A 2,294-nucleotide genomic window follows, 5' to 3' on the forward strand; every position below is an offset into this window, starting at 1 on the left:
CGGAGCGCTGCTGTCCGCGATCGGCATCGCCGGCATGGACCGCCTCGTGCAACGCAACGTCCTGGCCATGTCCGGCCGCGCCGTCGAAGCCGCCGGCGACGTCAACACCCTGCTGCTGGACAAGACCGGCACCATCACCCTCGGCAACCGGCAGGCGGCCGCGTTCCTGCCCGCCGACGGCGTCACCGACGCGGAGCTCGCCGACGCCGCCCAGCTGTCCAGCCTCGCCGACGGCACCCCCGAGGGCCGCAGCGTCGTGGTGTACGCGAAGACCGCGCACGGCCTGCGCGAACGCGCTCCCGGCGAGCTGGTCGACGCGACGTGGGTGCCGTTCACCGCGCAGACCCGCATGTCCGGCGTCGACGTGGACGACGGCGGGCAGGTCCGGCAGGTGCGCAAGGGTGCCGCGGCCGCGGTGCTGCGGTGGGTCCGCGACCACGGCGGGCATCCGGGCGCCGGCGTCGGCGGGATCGTCGACGCGATCTCCGGCTCCGGCGGCACCCCGCTCGTCGTCGCCGAACGCACCGCGGGCCGGCCGGCCCGCGCCCTCGGGGTGATCCACCTCAAGGACGTGGTCAAGCTCGGCATGCGGGACCGGTTCGACGCGATGCGCCGCATGGGTATCCGCACCGTGATGATCACGGGGGACAACCCGTTGACGGCGAAGGCGATCGCGGCGGAGGCCGGCGTCGACGACTTCCTGGCCGAGGCCACCCCCGAGGACAAGATGGCCCTCATCAAACGGGAGCAACGGGGCGGCCGGCTGGTGGCGATGACCGGCGACGGCACCAACGACGCCCCGGCGCTCGCCCAGGCCGACGTCGGTGTCGCCATGAACACCGGCACGTCGGCGGCGAAAGAGGCCGGCGCGATCATCCCGGCCATGTTCGCCGCCGTCTACCCCGGCCTGGACACCCTCAACATCATGCGGCTGCACTCACCGACCTCGGCGATCCTGTCCGCCGTCATCTTCAACGCCATCGTCATCGTCGCCCTCATCCCCCTCGCGCTGCGCGGTCGTCCCGTTCCTCGGCATCAAACTCATCGACCTGCTCGTCGCCTGGATACCGGGGATCTCCTGATGCGCCTGCCCGCCTGGCTCAGCCGGCACCTCGCCGCGCTGCGCGCCCTGCTCCTGCTGACCTTGCTGCTCGGCCTGATCTACCCGCTGCTGCTCGTCGGCATCGGCCGGCTCCCGGGCCTGTCCGGGCGGGCCGACGGCTCACTCATCTCCCGGGACGGCACGGTCGTCGGCAGCCGCCTGATCGGCCAGTCGTTCACCGACGCCGACGGCAACCCGCTCAAGCAGTACTTCCAGTCCAGGCCGTCCGCCGCCGGTGACGGCTACGACCCGACCGCGACATCGGCCAGCAACCTCGGCCCGGAGAACATCGTCGACCGCCCCGACAAGCCCAGCCTGCTCACCCAGGTCTGCACCCGCAGCAAGGCGATCGGCGACCTCGAACACGTCGACGGCCGCCGCCCCGCGGACACGCGGAAACTCGTCGACCGGTACACCACCGGACGCCTCCTCGGCTTCGTCGGCGAACCCGGCGTCAACGTCCTGCGGCTGAACCTGGCCCTGGACGCCGCCCATCCGGTCCGCGGTTGACGGTTCCCGGCCCGCCCGGCGGCGGAGGAAGTACGGTGCAACGATGGCGCGCGGACAACTGCGGGTCTACCTCGGCGCCGCCCCGGGCGTCGGCAAGACCTACCGGATGCTGGAGGAGGCCCACCGCCGGCGGCGACGCGGCACCGACGTCGTCGTCGGCTTCGTGGAGACCTACGGCCGGCCGTTCACGGAGGCGCTCCTCGACGGTCTCGAGGTGCTGCCCCGCGCCGTCCTGCGCCACCGCGGCGCCGAGTTCACCGAGATGGACCTCGACGCCGTCCTCGCCCGCCGGCCCGAGGTCGTCGTCGTCGACGAGCTCGCCCACACCAACGTCCCCGGCTCCCGGCACGCCAAACGCTGGCAGGACGTCGAGGAACTGCTCGACGCCGGGATCACCGTGCTCACCACCGTCAACATCCAGCACCTCGAGTCGCTCAACGACGTCGTCGAGCAGATCACGGGGGTGACGCAGCGGGAGACCGTCCCGGACGCCGAGGTGCGCCGCGCCGAGCAGATCGAGCTGGTCGACATGACCCCGGAGGCGCTGCGCCGCCGCATGGCGCACGGCAACGTGTACCAGGCCGAGAAGGTCGACGCGGCGCTCGGCAACTACTTCCGGGTCGGCAACCTCACCGCCCTGCGCGAGCTGGCCCTGCTGTGGCTCGCCGACAAGGTCGACGAC

The 2,294-nt window shown here is 72.4% G+C and carries 1 protein-coding gene and 3 pseudogenes; all 4 read left to right on the plus strand.

Annotated features, from left to right (window positions below; translation table 11 throughout):
* Nucleotides 1–1,082: pseudogene (locus OP18_RS60185) on the plus strand (HAD-IC family P-type ATPase); the annotation flags it as partial.
* Nucleotides 1,082–1,486: pseudogene (locus OP18_RS60190) on the plus strand (potassium-transporting ATPase subunit C); the annotation flags it as partial. The pseudogenes OP18_RS60185 and OP18_RS60190, both read left to right, overlap by 1 nt.
* A 45-nt stretch (nucleotides 1,487–1,531) precedes the next feature.
* A pseudogene (locus OP18_RS62860) lies at nucleotides 1,532–1,612 on the plus strand (hypothetical protein); the annotation flags it as partial.
* 43 nt (nucleotides 1,613–1,655) lie between these two features.
* Nucleotides 1,656–2,294 (plus strand): histidine kinase (locus tag OP18_RS50605; RefSeq protein ID WP_033367976.1); only part of this gene is annotated, 639 nt, incomplete at its 3' end.

This window comes from Dactylosporangium aurantiacum, assembly GCF_000716715.1.
Classification (GTDB): Bacteria; Actinomycetota; Actinomycetes; order Mycobacteriales; family Micromonosporaceae; genus Dactylosporangium; species Dactylosporangium aurantiacum.